This is a genomic window from Lancefieldella parvula, assembly GCF_963547875.1.
In the GTDB taxonomy this organism is placed as follows: Bacteria; Actinomycetota; Coriobacteriia; order Coriobacteriales; family Atopobiaceae; genus Lancefieldella; species Lancefieldella parvula_D.
On record NZ_CAUUSI010000019.1, the window covers coordinates 1 to 17861 of the forward strand.

The 17861-nt window shown below is 48.7% G+C and carries 15 protein-coding genes and 1 pseudogene; 10 read left to right on the plus strand and 6 right to left on the minus strand.

Translation table 11 applies throughout. The features are described from left to right. Window positions 1-252: 252 nt before the first annotated feature. From RWJ96_RS06120 to RWJ96_RS06130, 3 genes are read left to right on the plus strand one after another with little or no spacing between them, the layout of a single operon-like run. Complete coding sequence (locus RWJ96_RS06120; RefSeq protein ID WP_314019493.1) at window positions 253-474, plus strand: hypothetical protein; 222 nt, start codon at window positions 253-255, stop codon at window positions 472-474. Window positions 475-478: 4 nt separating this feature from the next. Beyond that, window positions 479-1744, plus strand: coding sequence for a fosmidomycin resistance protein (locus RWJ96_RS06125; RefSeq protein WP_314019494.1), 1266 nt, complete (start codon window positions 479-481; stop codon window positions 1742-1744). Then, entirely contained in the window at window positions 1713-2126 is a 414-nt protein-coding gene (locus RWJ96_RS06130; RefSeq protein WP_314019495.1) for a hypothetical protein, read from the plus strand. The genes RWJ96_RS06125 and RWJ96_RS06130 overlap by 32 nt, the downstream gene beginning before the upstream one ends. 70 nt (window positions 2127-2196) lie before the next feature. Here the strand turns inward: RWJ96_RS06130 and RWJ96_RS06135 are convergent, their stop codons facing one another. From RWJ96_RS06135 to RWJ96_RS06150, 4 genes are read right to left on the minus strand one after another with little or no spacing between them, the layout of a single operon-like run. Continuing rightward, window positions 2197-2337, minus strand: coding sequence for a hypothetical protein (locus tag RWJ96_RS06135; RefSeq protein ID WP_314019496.1), 141 nt, complete (start codon window positions 2335-2337; stop codon window positions 2197-2199). A 13-nt stretch (window positions 2338-2350) separates the two neighbouring features. Then, window positions 2351-3187, minus strand: coding sequence for a metal ABC transporter permease (locus RWJ96_RS06140; RefSeq protein WP_314019497.1), 837 nt, complete (start codon window positions 3185-3187; stop codon window positions 2351-2353). Continuing rightward, window positions 3180-3932, minus strand: a complete 753-nt coding sequence (locus tag RWJ96_RS06145; RefSeq protein ID WP_314007991.1) for a metal ABC transporter ATP-binding protein — start codon at window positions 3930-3932, stop codon at window positions 3180-3182. The genes RWJ96_RS06140 and RWJ96_RS06145 overlap by 8 nt, the downstream gene beginning before the upstream one ends. 7 nt (window positions 3933-3939) lie before the next feature. Then, on the minus strand, window positions 3940-4962 hold the full coding sequence (locus tag RWJ96_RS06150; protein ID WP_314019498.1) for a metal ABC transporter substrate-binding protein: 1023 nt from the start codon (window positions 4960-4962) through the stop codon (window positions 3940-3942). 381 nt (window positions 4963-5343) lie between these two features. Between RWJ96_RS06150 and RWJ96_RS06155 the strand changes: the two genes are divergently transcribed. Then, window positions 5344-6096 carry an SDR family NAD(P)-dependent oxidoreductase gene (locus tag RWJ96_RS06155; RefSeq protein ID WP_035435680.1) on the plus strand — a complete coding sequence of 251 codons (753 nt, stop codon included), beginning with the start codon at window positions 5344-5346 and terminating at the stop codon, window positions 6094-6096. A 10-nt stretch (window positions 6097-6106) separates the two neighbouring features. Further along, complete coding sequence (locus tag RWJ96_RS06160) at window positions 6107-7102, plus strand: 2-keto-3-deoxygluconate permease (RefSeq protein ID WP_314019499.1); 996 nt, start codon at window positions 6107-6109, stop codon at window positions 7100-7102. A gap of 470 nt (window positions 7103-7572) precedes the next feature. On the opposite strand, the gene RWJ96_RS06165 is transcribed toward RWJ96_RS06160, so the two are convergent. Beyond that, a complete protein-coding gene (locus RWJ96_RS06165; protein WP_314019500.1) occupies window positions 7573-8382 on the minus strand; it encodes an AraC family transcriptional regulator in 810 nt (269 codons plus the stop codon). Window positions 8383-8834: 452 nt separating this feature from the next. Here RWJ96_RS06165 and RWJ96_RS06170 point away from each other — a divergent pair, with 452 nt between their 5' ends. The 3 genes from RWJ96_RS06170 to RWJ96_RS06180 all read left to right on the plus strand — a co-directional run bounded on the left by RWJ96_RS06170 (window position 8835) and on the right by RWJ96_RS06180 (window position 13861). Then, the gene (locus RWJ96_RS06170) at window positions 8835-10871 is read left to right on the plus strand and encodes a YidC/Oxa1 family membrane protein insertase (protein ID WP_314019501.1); all 2037 of its coding nucleotides are present in this window, start codon (window positions 8835-8837) and stop codon (window positions 10869-10871) included. After that, window positions 10864-13017: a hypothetical protein gene (locus RWJ96_RS06175; protein WP_314019502.1), complete on the plus strand. Its 2154-nt coding sequence runs from the start codon at window positions 10864-10866 to the stop codon at window positions 13015-13017. The genes RWJ96_RS06170 and RWJ96_RS06175 overlap by 8 nt, the downstream gene beginning before the upstream one ends. A 208-nt stretch (window positions 13018-13225) precedes the next feature. After that, window positions 13226-13861, plus strand: coding sequence for a hypothetical protein (locus tag RWJ96_RS06180; protein ID WP_314019503.1), 636 nt, complete (start codon window positions 13226-13228; stop codon window positions 13859-13861). A 139-nt stretch (window positions 13862-14000) separates the two neighbouring features. Here RWJ96_RS06180 and RWJ96_RS06185 read toward each other — a convergent pair whose 3' ends face one another. Then, on the minus strand, window positions 14001-15734 hold the full coding sequence (locus RWJ96_RS06185; protein WP_314019504.1) for a hypothetical protein: 1734 nt from the start codon (window positions 15732-15734) through the stop codon (window positions 14001-14003). A gap of 145 nt (window positions 15735-15879) precedes the next feature. On the opposite strand from RWJ96_RS06185, the gene RWJ96_RS06190 reads away from it, so the two are divergent. Both RWJ96_RS06190 and RWJ96_RS06195 read left to right on the plus strand, forming a co-directional pair. Further along, entirely contained in the window at window positions 15880-17283 is a 1404-nt protein-coding gene (locus tag RWJ96_RS06190; RefSeq protein ID WP_314019505.1) for a glycerophosphodiester phosphodiesterase, read from the plus strand. Window positions 17284-17509: 226 nt separating this feature from the next. Further along, window positions 17510-17861, plus strand: a pseudogene (locus RWJ96_RS06195) (heavy metal translocating P-type ATPase); the annotation flags it as partial.

Consider the following 17861-nt stretch of genomic DNA (forward strand, 5'->3'; position numbering starts at 1 on the left):
GATTAAGAACATATCGATTCTTCAGCAGAACCTACCAAAGCTGCGCTATTTTGTGCGCCAGGCCTAAAAGCCAACGCTAACACGCTGCAGAATCATAATCACCCGCATATGAACTGCCTCCCATTTCTTGGACATAAGAAATGGGAGGCAGTTCACATTCGTCGGGCGCTTTTTTATGCCGTTTACGGGAGTACATTTGGAACGCGGCGTGTGTACTGGTAAAATATTAAAAAGTTGATGAAGGAGGTATGTATGTCACTACGTCGTCATCTGATTAAAGGTTTGGGTTCAGCCCAAAAAATTGCGCTTGCTGCCAGCACTTTTGTCATGACAATCGCGCTACCCGTTATTGCAAAAGCTGATGTTATTTCTACACCAAGAATCGGTAGATCATCTAGCTTCTTAGCCATGGCTGCAGTTTCTACTCTTGTGGCAGTAATTGGCCTTATTATGATCATAAGGCGTCGCAGGTAAAACCTTGTCCACAACACAGCAGATTCTTCCCAAAAAAGAAGTCACTACATTTGCGTATGCACTTTGTCACTTTGTAGTTGACTTTGCTTGTGTTTCTTCGATGCTCTGTGCCGTAAGCCGAGTGTTGGGCGATTCTGGCCAGGGTTCGATGGAAGTTGTTGCGCTCAGTATTTTACTGTATGACATAGTTGCCTTTACCCTGCAGCTCCCTATAGGCATTGCGCTGGATCAGCTGGATAAGAACTCCTATGCCGCCTTACTTTCGTATGCTTTAGTGGGCGCTGGAGTTATTCTTTCGCTGGTCCCTATAGCCCTTCTCGAGTGGCCTGCGATTCTTTTGCTTGCGATTGGAAACGCGCTCTTTCATAGTGCGGGCGGACTGAGCGTCCTTAATATCTCGCAAAAACATGCAGGACCTTCGGGAATCTTTATTGCAACTGGTGCAATTGGAGTCTTTTTAGGCACACAAAGTGCTCAAATGGGAAGACTTCAGATTGCGTTTTCCCTGCTTGTGCTGTTGTTCTTATGCGCGCTTATCACGCTTGTAGTACAAAAGGTTAACAAGAAGTACTGGAACGTGCATAACGTTTCGTTTGATATTTCGGAGCTTTCATTCAATACATTGCTTGCGATTGTACTGCTGAGCCTTGTGGTGGCGCTGAGAAGCTATGCTGGCATGGTTATGGCATTTCCTTGGAAGAGTGAGATGCTCTTACTGGTATTAAGTATCCTTGGCGTATTTGCAGGTAAAGCACTTGGTGGAGTGGTTGCTGATCGTATTGGCTTCAGGACTACAGCTATCTTTTCGCTCATTGTTGCAGCCACCTTGTTTGTACCCTCATGGGAGATACCGGTTATGGGCCTTCTGGGTGTATTTTTCTTCAACTTTACTATGTCCATTACGTTGGCATCTCTGGCAAATATCTTGCCTAACGCAAAAGGCACCGCGTTTGGACTGGCCAGTTTCTCACTAGCCGTAGGTGCGTTGCCTGCGCTCGCAGGATTCCGTATTGAACATCCTGCGATGCTCTCTGGTATCAGTTTGGTCTCGGCACTTTCGTTGGGCGTAGGTCTTACGTTAGTCAAAGATTCCGTGGCTACAGGGCCATTTGGTCATGAGCGTATGTTCCAGGCGGCACAAGTTGTTGAGGCTGTAGAGGAAGATGTTCTAATCGCAGAGCCATCTGATCAGGTTGATGAGCTTGCGGTTCAAGACGAGTGTGTGGCTGAAGACTATCTTGTGGCTGAAGACAAACAAGCAGAAGGCTAATGGCATGGACGACCAAATATTTTTGTTGCCGTATTTGATTACCATTATTCCAATATTTGCGTTTTGTCTGATTCTGACTATTACTGTTGAGCTTATTGTCGCAAAATCGCTGGGCGTTAAAGACAATCAAGCGCTGTTGATTGTTGTTGCTGCTCAAGTGCTTACTAATCCAATTGCCGTTTTTATCACAAGCGCCCTTGTTGATGTGGTTGCTAACGACGTTCAGTACTGGGCGTGCGTCATAACTGTTGAGCTGGTTGTTATTGCTGTCGAAGGTCTCATTTACAAGGTAAAAAGAGTAAGCAACACCCCATGGACTCTTTCAATCTTGTCCAACCTTGCGTCAGTATCCGTAGGTATTCTCGTTCAAACACTTATATAAAAATTTAGCGAGAAACCCTTTGAATAGGAGGGGTTTCTCGCCAAATCTGGGTGATTTATGAGATGAAGCATTAATGGACAATTGCGATAAGAAGAGCTCCGACCATAAGACCAATGGATGTTCTGAGAGCCGCAAAGGCTTGCCTGTGCAAGAGCTTTTGTGCACGAGTTGCGCGAGCGAACTGGGCTTTTGAGGTGTTGAGTGTATGCATTGGTCCTCCTTTCTTAGTCCTTGTCTACTATATGTCCAAAAGTAAACTTAGGTAAACTCTTTAATATAAAAATGATGCAAAAAACCACGCCGAGGGTGAGTCCAATCATTCCTCCAGAAGAGGCGTCTAAGTAATAACTGCCTGTTATTCCAATCAAAACGCTGACCGTGGCAATGAGCGGAGAAATCCAGAGCATATGGCGCATCTGATTGGTAAGAAGCCTTGCGCAGGCGCCTGGAACAATAAGGAGAGAAACGGACAGAATTACGCCAACTGCCTGGAGCGATATGACAATTGCGAGGGCTAGGTCAACAAGCAAGAATGAAGTGAGTGTTTTAGTAGAAAGACCGATTGCTTGAACCTGCGTGGGATCAAATGAAAGCAAGGTCAGGTCCTTATTTTTAAGAATAAGTAAGATTGCAATGGGCAGACCAATACAAAGAACTTGCAGCATATCAGGAGTAGTGACTCCCAAAAGGTTTCCGAAGAGTATGTGTGAGAGGTTAATTTGGCTTGGAACCTTGGATATAAGAACTGTTCCCAGTGCAAAAAATGTTGTAAATACGATACCAATAGCAGTATCAGGGCGCACAATTTGGCTCTTTTTGACTTGTCCGACCAACACCACGGTAATGAGGGCAAACACCAGCGCTCCCACCAGATAGGGAAGTCCTAGCAGGTGAGCAATGACTACGCCCGGAAGAATAGAGTGGGAGATAGCGTCGCCCATAAGCGACCATCCCATGTGCGTGATCCAGCAGCTTAAAAGCCCGCATACTATGGCGGTTGCAATTCCGGTGATGAGGGCTCGCTGCATGAATGCGTATTGGAGAATGTCTACCTCAGGCATGGAGCACCTCCTCAATGTGGGTATCTTCGGAAATACCAAGGTTCTGCAGGAGGGCGTCTCCAGAAAGAATTTCTTTCGAGGGACCCTGCGCGGTTATGGTTTTATTGATGACCAGGCAGAGCGGGAATTTTTGCTGGGCCAAATTGATGTCGTGAATTGAAACGAGCAATGTTTTGCCTTCTTTACTGAGGTTATTGAGCTGTTCGGTGATGATGGTTTCAGAGCGAGCGTCTACTCCCGCAAACGGTTCGTCGAGAAATACCAGCTCAGCAGCTTGCGCTATTCCGCGTGCCACAAAAACACGCTTTCTTTGTCCGCCCGAGAGTTGGGCAAGTGGACGATCTGCAAGGTCGGCCAGGTTAACGCGTTCAAGTGCCTGGGCAACCAGCTCTTTGTCCTGAGTGGAAGGTATGCGCATCCAGCCCTGATGAACATATCTTCCCTGCATAACAACGTCTTTTACGAGCAGCGGAAACGTTGCGTCAATTGCCTCCGTTTGAGGGACGTAAGCGACTTTTCCCTGCTTGCGCGCCTGTGAAAGAGGTTGCTGACCCCAAGTAAGTGACCCCTCCCATGCGATGGTGTCCATCAGCGCTTTGAAGAGCGTAGATTTACCGGCGCCATTGACGCCAACAAGTGCGCAAAGATCTCCTGTTGAAAGCGAGAAATTCACGTCATAAATGATGGGTTTCTCGCGGTCTTTTTTCTCGTACCAGGCGCAAAGTTGCGAAACACAAAGATTCATCGAACAATTACCTTCCCATGAGACCAGATACGATTGCGTCTGCATCGTGTTGCAGCAGGTCAAGATAGGTGGGCACGGGGCCGTCGGCTTCCGAGAGGGAGTCTACGTACAAGATGTTCTTCTCGTCAGTTCTGAGAGTGGCGCCCGTCTCGTCGGCTACCTGCTGCATTGCCTTAGGACTGACCGTTGACTCACAGAACACCGCAGGAATTTGCTGGGCTTTTACGGTCTCAACGACCTTTGCGATCTGCTGCGGAGTGCCTTCGTCGGCCGCGTTAACGGCCCAGAGGTAGAGCTCCTTCATGTTGGTGTCGCGGCACAGGTACGAGAACGCTCCCTCGCAGGTCACAAGCGTGCGCTGGCTCTCTGGCAGAGTGCTAAGCTCCTCAATCAGGTGAGAGGAGATGTTGTCGAGCTCCTTTTTGTATGCGTTGCCGTTGGCCTCGAAGTCCTTGGCGTGGTCAGGGACAAGGTTGCTTAGCGCGCGGACGATATTCTCGACGTAGATTTTGCCATTTGCGGGCGACATCCACGCATGCGGATTGGCCTGACCCTGGTAGTCACCCTCTGCGATGGGGATGGCGGTGATGCCTTCGCTGAGGTCAGCGCGCTGAGCAGGCGAGTCGTCGACGAAGCGCTCAAACCAGCGCTCAAGACCCAGGCCGTTGTTGAGGATGAGCTGGGCTTTCTGTGCGCGCTTGAGGTCGTCGGGTGTTGGCTCGTAGTCGTGGATCTCGGCGCCGGCCTTGGTGATGGACTCTACCTGGCAGAACTCTCCCGCAACGCGAGAAGCCATGTCTTGGATGACGGTAAAAGTGGTCAAAACAAGGGGAGCCGAGGAGTTTGGGTTTTGCGCGGTGCTTGAGCTGGTAGCAGAATCGCGTGGGCCACACGCGGCGAGAGAAGCGATGGCTGCTGCGGAACTTGCGCTGAGCAAGGTCAGCGCTGACCTGCGGGTTAGGAGAGGATTGCGGGTAGCGTGCAGTTGTGGGTTTGCGACTGCTGAGATATGCGTGCAGTGATGTTTCATAGTCACTTCCTTAAAAGATATGAGAGCAAGTAGCTGCGGGGCTGAAAGCAAGAAACTGATAGCGTGAAGCCAAGAGTTAGGAGTTTGGAGCTACGAGCTCAACTGGTTTCTCTCCCTATTGTATTCCTAAAAGTTAGCTTTGTCTAACTTTTGAAATTTACGAGGAAAGAAAAATGGTTAGATTTGCAGACAAATGTCCAAAAGATTGAACATGAAATTTAATGTGTCATTTATGTCGCATTTTAAGCAAATTATTTTCCTTTGGCTTATTTACCATAGGATTTGTGAAACAAAAATAATTTTTCTATAGCAAATTATGTGAATATGGCTAGAATTTATTTTGTTTCCTAATGGTTTGTGCTCGTTAAAAAAGGAGAGAGCATGGCATTCGATTTTACAGGTAAGCTGGTTCTGGTTACAGGCGGAAGCGCTGGTATTGGCGCTGAGATCTCCAAGGGTATTGTTGCTGGAGGTGGACATGTAATCGTTTGCTCTCGTCACGAGGACACTGGTCGCAAGTTTGTCGAGGAGCTTGGCGAGGGTAACTTCTTCTACACAATGGACATTGCAGACGCAGAGGGCGTTAAGAAGACCGTTGCTCAGATTCTTGAGGAGTGCGGCGACGTCAACGTTCTTATCAACTGTGCTGGTCGCATCAGCTCCGTTCCTTTTACCGAGGTTGACGACAAAGAGTGGAACAACACCATCAACACCAACCTCACTGGTACTTACAACGTAACTCACGCTCTCTGGCAGCACTTTATTGACCGTGGCGGCGCTCGCATTGTTAACGTTTCTTCCGTCGCAGGCAAGATTGGCGGCGGCCTCCTTGGTACCGTTGCTTATGCATCTTCCAAGGCTGGTATGAACGGCTTTACCAAGGCTATTGCTAAAGAGGGCGGCAAGTACGGCATTTCTTGTAACGCAGTTTGCCCATCTTTCACCATTACAGATATGACCACTGCACTCTCCAACGATGAGGAGAAGTACAAGAAGGTCGTAGGCATCATTCCTCTTGGCCGTCCTGCACAGGCATCTGAGCCTGCACAGATGGTACTGTTCTTTGCTTCCGATGCTGCAAGCTTCGTCAACGGTGAGGTTGGCGACTGCGACGGCGGCATTGTAATGGACTAGGTGATTGTTGATGGCTACAAAAGAACCAATTTCTATTCAGCACCCATTTAAGGCACTGGGCCGTATCCCAGGTGCAAACATTCTGATTCCTCTGCTACTTGGTGTTTTCATGAACACGTTTTTCCCAGAGGTATTCCCAACACTCGGCAGCTTTACCGCAGCGATGACCGTTAAGGGCACGGCTGCTCTTGTCGGCGCTTTCATGCTGTGCGTTGGCGCAACTATTTCGTTCAAGAGTGCACCAAAGGCTGCACTTCGCGGCGCAATCATCATCATTTCTAAGGTTGTGTTCTGCGTTGCTCTTGGTCTTGCAGTTCTGTTCTTCCTGAACGACAACCTGCTTGGTCTTTCTTCCATGGTCATCCTTGCTGCTTGCTCTGGTGCAAACAACTCCATGTACGCAGGTCTGATGGCCGACTACGGTAACGAGTATGAGCAGGGTGCAGTTGCAATTACTACGCTGGTTGTTGGTCCTCCAGTTACCATGCTTGCTCTTGGTGCAACTGGCCAGTCGCCAATCAACTGGTCTTTGCTTGGCGCAGTTCTGCCAATTATTATTGGTATTTTGCTTGGCAACTTCTTCCCATCCATGAAGAAGATGCTCACAAGCGCTCTGCCAGCAATTATTGTTATGACTTTCTTTGCTATGGGAACTACTATGAAGTTTGATTCCCTCATCATGGCTGGTCCTGCAGGTATTCTGCTTGGCGTTATCTGCTCCGTCTGCGGTGGCTTTATCAACTACTTTGTTGATCGCGCAACTGGCGGAACTGGTATTGCTGGTGTTGCTATTTCTTCCTGCGCAGGTGCAAATGCACTTACACCTGCTGCTATGGCAGAGGCTAACCCAGCTCTGTATGGCGGAGCTGCTCTTGCAACAGCAAACGCACAGGTAGCAGCTGCAGTTATCGTTACTGCAATCCTGACTCCTTTGATCACTGGTTACGTTGCTGAGCACTTTGCTAAGAAAGACAACGCTTCCGAGGAAGTTGTTGAGGCTGCTTAATCGCTCTTAAAGTTTCAAGTTCAAAATCCCAGCACCTTCGGGTGCTGGGATTTTTTGTGCCTTGCGTGCCGTTGGTTTCTTGTAGAGACGCTCAAAGAAGGTTGATAAACGACTGATAAGTAGGCAGCGGATGCCTCAGATTCTTCGGAAAACGCTCGAATAAGTCTCCAAGTGGTAAAAAATCCGTTTAGTTGGGGTTTTCATTTTTCTGCATACAACGTTTGCCCAGATAAAAGTTTTTAGTGCGGTAAAAAATCGTCTTAACTGGGGATAAATCGGCTAATTTTCAATTTTCATCCCCAACTAAACGGGTTTTTTACCTTTTTAGGCACATAATTTAAAGCTCAAAAATTATGTATTCATAGAATTGAATATAATAATCTGGTTATGCAAAAAGGGTCAGAACGGAACGTTCTGACCCTTAACTTTGTTACTAAAAAGACTGAAGTTCGCTATTTTGTAAACGACACCTACTTAATCAGGACATTTCCCTCATAGCTGTCATGAACGTCCTGAGGTGTTACGCCCATGTGCTTCTTATAAAGCCTGCTGAAGTAGAACGGATCATTGTAACCAACCGCCTCGGAGGTCTCGCGCACAGAAAGACCAGATTGAAGCAGCTGCTGAGCATGGTCAAGACGCTTTGCAATGATGAACGTCATTGGGCGAACGCCAAATGTTTGGACAAAATTGTTGGAGAATCGCTGAGTGCTCATTCCACAGCGCTTGGCCAGGCCAGGAATGGTAATTTGATCTGCAAAGTGGAGCTCAATATACGTGCGAGCCTCGGCCATGCTTTCCTGTACTTTTTGGCTGTTGGTGAGCAGGAACATTGATTTGATGAGCTCGGTACCGTTGACAATCTGCGCAACACGGTTGTCCAGCGATGGGGTAGTGTTAAGTTTTTCCAGGTCAAGCGTCTTATCAAGAATGCGATCAAATCCCTGAGGATCAAATGCGTACGCATTGAAGATTGGGCTGCTGGTATCTCCCTGAACGCCATCATAGTAGATGTTTACGTGGTCAAACGAGCGACCGTAGAGTGTGCGGTACGTTACAGTCTGACCTGCAGGAGCGTGTACAACTGTGGATCCTTCACAGATGAATTCTTTGCTGCCAATAGTAATTTCAGCTGATCCAAACACAGGAATGATAAAAACAGAGTGAGCAAGCGAAAAAGTAACTTGGGAGTCAGCAATCTTCTGCTGGCGGTTGATTGAAAATACACTATACGTCTGCCGCGAATAGGTCTCTTTTAGCTCCTGCAGATTTGCCTGCATAGAATCTCCTCATTTCAAAAGCGCTCTAATGCGCCGAATATTAAAAATAACATGGAGAGTATTTTAGCCAGCAGAACTGCGATTGCAACCCCAAAATCAAATAAAATGCCATTTCAGGGGTTAAATTTTGATTAACGAGAAAGACAATTGCCTACGTAACTTTAAGAGAATGATTTGAAAAAGAACAATTTATGTATAAATTTTATCCATGCAAATCAAAGATATTCCATTTTGTTTATTTGCTTTAAACTGCCGATAAATAGCGTTTTTTGATACCATAAATCAGTTATGCACAAATGGATACTTCAGGTTAACTTTAGATACTGCAGACTTCATTTAGATGCCGTAGCTTTCTTTTAGCCTGCCATGGATTCCATTGGTTTTTCAGGTCTTAGGTTTTATTGGCTTCTGTAGAGTTTTCTCGTAGAAGTTTTCTCGTAGAAGGTTTGTATATGGAGCAGCTCGCACACGTTTTTTCACTTATCGTTCAGCCCGCATATGACTTGACCGGCAGTTGGTGGGCGGCAATCTTCCTTTTTACCCTTGCAACTAAAATCATCCTGATGCCTCTGGCGCTTTGGACGCAGCAAAATTCCATTGTTATGGTGCGTCTTATGCCCGAGACCTTCCGCCTGAAGACACGCTACTTCGGCGACAGAGAGACCATCGAGGAGCGCTCCAACGAGCTCAACAAAAAGGCAGGTTATCACCCGCTGCTGAGCCTTATTCCTTTGGCTATCCAGGTAGTCATTCTGTTTGGTCTGGTAGACGTCATCCATGGCATCACTGATTCCGGCGCTCCGGGTACAGAGTTTTTGGGCATGACCCCAATCATTGATGGTGGTATCACCTGGATTATGCCTCTCGCAGCAGCTCTGTCCTCGGTTGCTCTTGGCCTTGCATCCAACAAGCTGAATCCACTCCAGCGCGAGCAGTCTCGTGCCGAGAAGAACACCACAAACGGCCTCTCTATTGCAATGTCGCTTGTACTTGCGGTTTACGTTGTTTGCGGCATGGCATTCTACTGGGTTTGCTCAAACCTTCTCTCAATCCTGGTTCAGATTGTCTGCAACATTATCATTGACCCTCGTAAACAGGTTGACTATGACGATCTCAACGCTGCTCGCGACGAGTTTGAGGCAATGGACGCAGCAACTAAGTCCACTCACAAGTGGTTCCAGCGCGATCCTCATGCTGCTCGCGAAAAAGAGGACTACAAGCGCTTCTTTGACACCATCGGCAAGCACTTGGTTTTCTATTCTGAGTCAAGCGGCTTCTACAAATACTTCCAGGGCGCCATTGAGTGGCTGCTGACAAACTCGGACATCCGCATCCACTATGTCACCTCAGACCCTAATGACCAGGTCTTTGAGCTGGCAAAACAGCAGCCTCGTCTGATTCCTTACTACTTGGGCCAGCGTCGCCTCATCACGCTCTTTATGAAGCTCGACGCCGACGTTGTGGTTACCTCCCTCGGTGACCTGGAGAGCTCGTACATGAAGCGCTCCTACGTGCGCAAAGACGCTGAGTACATGTACATGTGCCACCACATGACCTCCATGACAGTCACCTCGACGCGCAACGAGTACACCTACTACGACGACGTCCTCTGCGTTGGTCCTCATCAGCAGCACGATCTTGAGCTGGTCGAGAAGTACTATGACACCCCATCAAAGAGAAAGCCTGCTATCGGCTACGATCTTCTCGACAGGTCAATCCAGAACTATAAGAAGCAGAATCTGGGTCAGCGGAAACCTGGCGAGAAACCCCTGTTGCTGATTGGTCCTTCGTGGCAGTACGACAACTTGATGGATAGCTGCCTTGACGGCCTGCTTGAGCAGCTCATGGGCCGTGGCTGGCGTATTGTGGTTCGCCCACACCCAGAGTATTTGAAGCGCTATCCCGCCCGTATGGAGGAGATTCTTGCTCGCTACGCTGACGCAGACCCAGAGGAGCTCTCCTTTGAGACTGACTTCAGCTCCAATACTTCGGTTCTCTCAGCTGACCTGCTGTTTACTGACTGGTCGAGTGTTGCCGAGGAGTTCTCGTTTACCACGCTCAAGCCGTCGGTCTTCATTGATACTGCAATGAAGGAGAATAACCCTGACTGGAGCAAGATTCATTCGGATCCATGCGACATTACGCTGAGAAATGAGATTGGCCGCAGCTTTGATCCTAAGGACCTCTCGGGCCTGGGTGATGCGGTTGCGCAGATGCTTGAAGAGACCGACAGCTGGTCGCACAAGATTGAAGAGATTCGCAACAACATGATCTTCAACCTGGGTCACGGCGGAGAAGCCGCAGGTAAGTTCATCCTCGAGCGCGTTTTGGCTCACCAGGAGGAGGACGCTGCTGAGGTTGCAGACGACGCTACTACCAAGAAGAACGCTGCTGCGGACGCTGCAGACGACGCTGAGAAAAGCGACGCCGTCAGCTCCACTAAAGACGCCACAAAGACAACTGATGAGGACGGTGTTTCTCGTGACTAAAACAACAACTTCTACCATGAGAAACTCTTGCAGCTCCGCTATTCAAAGCCGCGCGTCCTTCCTTCATGGAGCGTTTTTTGTCGCAGTACTGACGTTTGCGTGGTGGGCTCTTCTGCCTGCAATAGCACAGGCTTACGTTGACCCATCGGTTATGACCTACACCATCCAGGCGCTGGCAGCAGTTGTAGTTGCACTCTCTGCGGTCCTTGGCGTTGCGTTTAGGCGCTCTCGTAAGGTGCTCTTCCGTCTGCTTAAGATTGATGAGAACGCCAATAAGATTGTCGAAGGCAAAGTTCACAAGGTTGACGCCAAAGGTGCAGAAGCTGCAAACGTTCAGATGAAAGAAATCCTTGCAGCAGAAGCTGTTCGTCTCAGGGAACAAAAAGAGGGAACCCTCAAACCTAAGGGTCGTATTGGTGTCGCATTTCTTGTCTCTTTCTTTACTGTCTTTACTATCTTGGTCGTAGCCCCACTTGAGCTGGTGGCAAGCAATGCGCGAGACCTTTCTTTCAACCTCAACGATGTTGCAGGTCCCGTTATTATTGCAGGTCTTATCCTTACGATCATTCTTACAGTGCTTCTATCACTCCTGCGTAAGCGTGTGTTTAACGTTGCCGTTGCATTTGTTGGCGCCGTCGGTGTGGCGTCATACGTTCAGGCAGTATTCTTGAACGGTGGTATGCCACTTGCAGATGGTCACGAGGTTATTTGGTCCAACTTCACAACCCAAATGATTGTCTCTGGCCTCATCTGGCTGGCAATCATTGCAGCTGCAGTGACCTTCTCGCTCCTAAAAGCACGTCAGCTTAGAACAGGTCTTCTGGTAACCGCAACCGCTCTTATCATTGTCCAGACAGTGGGCGTTGCAAGTCTCTGGGGTCCTGCAATCGCAGCGTCGATAGATGCTCATGCCGAAAACCAGCAGGTTATCGCAACGCGCGAGGGCCTCTACAACGTTTCCTCCAAGAAGAACGTCGTGGTGTTTGTCCTTGATACTACCGACACCGCCTTTGTTCAGAGACTCTACGATGAACGTCCAGAGACATTTGCCGGTTTAACAGGATTTACGTGGTATAGAAACTCTGTAGGTTCTATGATTCCTACTCGATATGGTGTGCCATCGCTGCTTTTTGGAACACGTCCTCAGCCTGGCGAGAATTTCAACGATTTTGTTTATAACTGGGCACAGAGTGATCAGTATCTCAGGGATATCCAGAATGCTGGATTTGAGGCTGGTCTGTACACCGACCAGCTCAATTACAACCGTTATAGAGGAACAGCTCAGAAGTATTCCGTTAACTACCATCCACCTGTTGGTAGGGGACTTGATAATCAGCTGGATGTTTTTGGTGCGCTGCGCATTCTCTATAAGACGGCGTTCTGCAGGGATATGCCTTGGGTGTTTAAGCCTCGTTTCTGGTATTACACCGAGGATCTTAATATGCGCATGCGCAAGTCAGTCAACATGGACGAAGTTGATCTCTCTTCACAGCCATACACCGAGGATGACCTTAAGTATTACCAGGAGCTTCAACACTACGGACTCTCGATTGACGACAGCGCTGGTCAGAATGGTTCATTCCGTTTCATTCATCTGTTTGGCTCTCATCCACCTTACACGCTTGATCGCAACGTTGAGCGCACTGAAGATCCAAGCAAGCAAAACGTTGACGAGCAAACCATAGCGGCTTACAGAATTGTTGAAGCCTACATCGCTGAGCTCAAGCGTTTGGGAGTGTATGAGAATACGTCTTTCATCATTACCGCTGACCATGGTGATTGGTACTTGACGGGCGGCGATATTCAGACACCTTCTGCTCCAGTCATTATGTACAAACCAGCTGGTCAGACTGCTGAAGAGGCGGCTCAGCCTATGCAGATTTCTGACGCGCCTGTCTGGCACTACGACATTTTGGCGCAGACGCTGAAGGACATGGGCGTTGACCAGCAGACGCTTTCTAACTACACCACGCCGCTTGATGAGGTCCACGAGGGAGACGTTCGTCCTCGTTACTACATCGAGACCATTTCAAATGGCAAGCGAGACATCTTTGTCAGGGAGTTTGTCATCAATGGCAATGCTAATGACATGAAAGACTGGAGTCTTACGGGCAACGAATGGCCTGTTGAACCATGGCATGACTAAGCTGGGTGCTTTGACGCGCCTGGCGAGAAACCCGGCGTGCCCACTGCCGAGAAACCCGGCGTGCGAAAAACACATCTATTTACTCGCAAAAAGCTCGCATTGGTGGTGTTACCTACGAATTTAATGCAAGGGGTGAAGCGCATAAAGCACTACCAGGAAACATTGTCCCTAAAGCATATAAGCCACTAGTTGAGGCTGCGTGATGACTATGAACAAGAAACATAAATGGCTGCCTCTAAAGATTATCTCTATAGTTCTGTTTCTTATGGCCACTGTCTTCCTCTTGTGGAATGCATTTGCTACGCCCTACCCATGGGCAATTGACTCACTTCAGCAAAAAGCGGTAGAGCGGTCCACACAAGAAGCTATCAATACCGCCAGGCAAGAAGGAGACGGCGGAAAGCCTTACCTCAAAGACATCGACTATATGAAGCTCACGCTTGGCAGTTGCTATATAGGAGTAAAACCAGAAACCCGGAACAACCTTATTTGGGAGATTCGATATAGAGATAAACCTGTGGGATATGTCATGCAAGAGCTTGGAACTTTAAGGTTCTCCGCTCTTGCCGGCAATTACGAGTCCTTCAAACTCGTGGATTTGGAGGAAATTTCTCTTGACGACTACAAGGAAGTAAGAGACGGCTCTGTAGAACTTGGACCTTTTGAATGGAAACTTCCCTTCGGTTGGGTAACGGTTGATGGACACAAAGCGTACCGACAAATCAACGGCTACCTTTTTTCACATGGGCTAGCAATAGTTGATGACTACTATTATGAGTTCGATGAGAATGGATATCTCATAAAAGCGATAGGTCCGGCACTGGATTCAGAAACCGAAAATTAAGTGATCCCGCAACCCATACGCATAAAAAGCCTCCCATTTCTTATGTCCAAGAAATGGGAGGCAGTTCACATGCGGGTGGCTTTTTTGGTGACTAGTTATAGGAGCGGCTCTGTGAAGAGAGCTTGCCTGCGACCTGGGATTACTGTGGCAAAATCCAGCTAGGAAGGCCGTCAGAGAAGATACGTGCAAGTGGATACGCTTCTTCAATGGTTAGCGCTGCAACAACGTGATAAGGGCCCTCTGCTGATGCATCAAATATCAGCGCAAGGGGTTTCTCGCCATCAGAGGTGGGAAGTGCAAGGTAGATGCAGTGCTTGGATGGATTGTAGAGCTCAACGGCCATGCGCCATCCGCGCTTTGCAGCTCGCAAGGCGTTTTGCACCAGAGGCGAGTCATCATCAAATCCACGCTCGGGATCAAAGAGCAGGGGAGTGTGAGTTGAGACAGGTAGTGAGAAGTCAGCATCGGTGTGCATGAGCTGCTGCTCGTTCTTTCTGTAGACGTACGCTGCGGAAAGGCAAGCCTGTGCTGCCTGTAACGAAGGCGCGTCGCTCAGATAGGTGGTGGAAAGTGCGCTCCAGTCGGAGACAGGAGCCTCGTTCATAACCACGTCAACAGGGTTGATGGGCAGCTGCTTTGCTGCAGCAGGAAGCTTTTCCCACGAAGCAATGGCAGACTTTGGCAGTCCACGAAGCACATCAACTGTCTGATCATGCAATTCATCTGCGGAAATGCTGAGCTCCAAAAGCGTCCAGGGACGCAGAGCTCCGCGCTTAGATTTGCGAATGGTAGCGGTAATAACCTCGTCAGTCTGCGGTTTCTTGTAACGCGTGTTAAATGTGAACGTGCCGCCCTTGGAAATGAGAGCGCGAGAAGACTCGGCAAGTTTGAAGTCTTCTTCTAGTTGCTTGAGAACGTTGGCATCAACGGGAGCCATCTGATACAAAATGCCGAGAAGCTCGTTGTTGACATGGACGTCTTCCTCAAAATTGGCAGGGTATGTTGGGGTAGGGACAGGAGTTTCATCCTGATTGATTGCCTGCGTAGAAGTTTGGGATTCAGAAACTGTAGTGCTAGAGACAGAACTTGTTGCATTCAGTGCCTGTTGCAATACTGAAGGAGCGGCCTCAAGCGTCTTCTCTTCATCGGAGTCGTCGTAGGGATTGTAGGTAACGGTAAGCGAGATGGTAGGCTCGGGCACTACAGGTTCAGGCACTGTCAGCTCGGCAGCTTTAGGCTCTAGAGCTGGTGTTTCGGTTTCGACAGGTTCTGGAGCGGTATCATCGGTTCCAGCGGGCTCTGGAGCAGCGTCATCGGCAGATTTTTGCTGGAGGTCTTCTTCAGGCACCTCAGCACAAGGCGTTGCTACAATAGGCGCCTCAGCAGCAGATTCCTCTGCGATTGGTGCTGTTTCTGCAACAGACAGTTCCTCCGAGCTCTCTACGACAGGCACCTCCTCTGACTCCGTCGACTCTTCCTGGGCAGGAAGCTTCTCAACTTCAGGTTCCGCTTCAACTACCAGGTGTTTTGGCTTGAGCGCGCGAATGGACTTTGCTCCACGGCGGCGTTTCCAAGGTTTGCCGTTGTTTTGCGCCTCGACGTTTTTCTCGCCAGCTACAAGGGCAGCCTCAAAGGTGTCAAAGGTCAGAAGAGTTGCGTAGACGTAGCCTTTTTTGAACGCAGTGATTTTGATGAAATCGGGGCACGCCTCCATGAGAGCGCGGATGTCGTCAAAGCCAAAATCCTGCGGTGCAAGGTCGTCTTCAATGAGCACACCCTCAACGGTAGAGAGGGGAGTCTGCTTAGAGACGCCAATGGTTGCTTTGAGTAGTTTATACAGGTAGAGAGCGTGTTCTTGTTTTATAACAGCCATGATGCTCCTGAGATAGTAGTTAGTGGACTACATACTACTCGATTTTGAACAGACAAAGATACTGATTACGCACAGAAAGTCGCAATACGTAGCGAAAAAGCGAGAACTGGACTGATAGAATAAGGCTAGATTGAAGGGAGCTTACATGATTGGTCGTTTTATTAAGAGAGCTGCAGTTAGAGCTGCAGGTTTAGCAATTACCCAGTATGCCGCAAAGGCAGCACTTCAATCCGAGGCTGGAAGAAAGCTGCTTGCTACAACGGCTTCTAAGGCTGCTAACTTAGCAGGCAATATCGCAAAAGAGCAGATTACAGCTGGGTTTAATGCTCATATTAGGCCAGCACTGCCAAGCGGCGATGCTATTCAGTCGTCAGTCGCTCGTGCTCAGTCTGCGCTTCGTTCGGCTCAGACCTCTGTTTTGGCTGCTCAGGCACAGCTTCAGTCTAATCTAGAGAATCGTTTTTCTCGCCCAAAGAACAAGCTTTCAAAGCAACTTGCAAGCACTGCAGAGTCGCTTGAAGAGATGGGGGAGACCCTGGCCGAGCACCAGGATGCTGCCGCAGATATCGCAGTTGCAGATGTTGCTGAGGAAATTGCTGCTCAAAATGGACAGGATTCTGACGCTTTGTTAGTCTCTACCAAAAAACGCAAGACGCTCAGAAACGTTGCTATTGCTGGTGGCGTTGTGGCTGGTGCTGCTCTTGGTTTGGCTGCATACGGCGCTTATTCTATTGCTCCTCGCAAGCAAAATGATCGCCTGCTCCTGGAGCGCTGGCACGAGATTGCTCGTCATCGCTATGCTCACCGTGGCCTCTACAACAACGAGGCAGGCATTCCAGAGAACTCCCTGCTTGCTTTCCGCGCAGCTGTCGAGAAGGGCTTTGGCTCCGAGGTTGATGTCCACCTGACGGCAGACAACAAGCTGGTTGTTGTTCACGATTCAGCACTTGATCGCCTCTGTGGCGTACAGAAGATTGTTGAGGAGTCCACTCTGGAGGAGCTTCGTGGTCTTAGGCTTCTTGCTACTGACGAGCAGATTCCAACATTTGAGGAAGTCCTTGAGGTTTATGCATGGAGCGGTTCCGGTGAGCTACCTGCACCTTTGATTATTGAGGCTAAGACACGCAACAATAACGCTGAGCAGCTGACAGAAAAGATTATGCAGGCTCTTGATCTTCGTCCCGTTCGTGCATGCATCGAGAGTTTTAATCCTCGCGTTTTGCAGTGGCTGCGTCAGAATCGTCCCGAGATGCTTCGTGGCCAGCTCTCAGAGAATTTCCTGGTTGATCGTCAGACTAAGCACATGAACATTGCTACGCGAGCCGGCGCTACAGCTCTCTTTGGTAATTCTGTTGGTCGTCCAGACTTCATTTCTTACAAGTTTGAAGATCGCAAGAACCCCTTCGTTAAGCTGGCTTGTAATACCATGGGTGCACACCTGATTACCTGGACCGTTAGGAACGAGGAGGACATGATTGCCTCCGAGCTCGAAGGTGCACCTGTCATTTTTGAGGGATTTATCCCAACTCCTGCATCGCTGATCAACTAGCTTTTTAATTGGCGAGAAGACCAATTGGCGAGAAGATCGCCTTGCTAGGACTTTGGTCAAGACAGCAGCCAGGAGTACGTCCAAAACTCTATGTCTATCTGGGACTCCACGGGTTTCTCGCCCGCGGAGTTTCTTGTGAAAAGTTCCTTAAGATTGTTGTATGAATATATGTACATATATCAATTTAAAGAGTAGACTAGGTATAACAACAACCCAAGGAGGAGCTATGAGCTCAAAGACAAAGGTGAAAATTGCTCGCATTGTCTGTTCTGCTGTTTTGCTAGGTATTGCTTACGCGGTTGAACACGCATTTGACCTGCAGCTCTGGCAGGCACTGTTGCTTTACCTGTTGCCTTACGCTGTTGCGGGATACGATGTTGTTCTAGAAGCATGGGAGAGCATCACTGAGGGCGAGTGCTTTAACGAAGACTTGCTCATGACCATTGCTACTGTTGGTGCCTTGCTCATTGGCTTTGTGCCTAACGGTTCTCCTATGTTTGATGAGGCCGTCTTTGTCATGCTGTTCTTCCAGGTAGGAGAGGTGTTTGAACACCTTGCTTCCGATAACAGCAAGAAGT